This is a genomic window from Mycobacterium sp. E796 (assembly GCF_001672815.1).
In the GTDB taxonomy this organism is placed as follows: Bacteria; Actinomycetota; Actinomycetes; order Mycobacteriales; family Mycobacteriaceae; genus Mycobacterium.
This window is the reverse complement of sequence record NZ_LZKK01000380.1, coordinates 1-778: the sequence shown is the minus strand read 5'-3', so window position 1 is coordinate 778 and position 778 is coordinate 1. Positions and strand designations below refer to the sequence as shown.

At 73.9% G+C, this 778-nt stretch carries 2 protein-coding genes and 1 riboswitch; of the genes, one reads left to right on the top strand and one right to left on the bottom strand.

Features of this window, described 5'->3' with window-relative positions; genetic code table 11:
• Positions 1-355: thiamine phosphate synthase (locus A5706_RS31845; RefSeq protein WP_231985494.1), on the bottom strand; the 355-nt coding region annotated here is incomplete at its 3' end.
• A gap of 28 nt (positions 356-383) precedes the next feature.
• Positions 384-494: riboswitch (TPP riboswitch) on the top strand.
• Between A5706_RS31845 and A5706_RS31840 the strand changes: the two genes are divergently transcribed.
• The coding region (locus A5706_RS31840; RefSeq protein WP_156767064.1) for an FAD-dependent oxidoreductase at positions 485-778 on the top strand (294 nt) is incomplete at its 3' end. It overlaps the preceding riboswitch by 10 nt.

The window sequence follows — 778 nt, the reverse complement described above, 5'->3', positions numbered from 1 at the left end:
GCGCCAGCAGCGGTTCGACGTCGCGGGCGGCCGGCTCCCACACCACCGGATGGCCCTGCTCGGACAACCAGTCGGCGCCGGCCGCGCGGGCGATGTCGGCGCGGTCGTTGACCGCGAACAGGGCGCCGTGCCGGCGGGCCGCGTCGGCCAGGATCTCGAGTGCGGCCAGCTCGGCGCGGGCCTCGAGCGGACCGAACCGCTGCTCACCCGCCGAGCCCTTGTCGCGAAGCTGGACGATGTCGACCCCGCCGGCCAGCGCGGCGTCGACCAACTCGGCCAGGTCGCCGCGCTCGCGGCGCGCGTCGGTACACAGATACAGCCTGGCCGCAGCGAGGCGGGTGGACGGTTGGTGCACACCGCGACGCTAGCGCGCTAGCGTGGAACCCGAAGAGCACGGGAGTCCTGGCGACCGGGGACTGAGAGTGGGCGCGCACGCCCTTACCGTCACACCTGATCCGGGTCATGCCGGCGAAGGGAGCAAAGGATGCAAGACTCACTGGCCGTCATCGGCGGCGGTGTCATCGGGCTGTCGGTGGCGCGCCGCGCGGCGCGGGCCGGATGGTCGGTCGTCGTGCACCACACCGGCGAACCGGGTGCATCGTGGGTGGCGGGCGGGATGCTCGCCCCGCACAGCGAGGGTTGGCCCGGCGAAGAACGGTTACTGCGGCTGGGCCTGGAGTCGCTGCGGCTGTGGCGCGAGGGCGGCTTCACCGACGGCTGGCCGCCAGGGGTGATCACCGCCCGCGAGTCGCTGGTGGTGGCCGTCGACCGCGCCGAC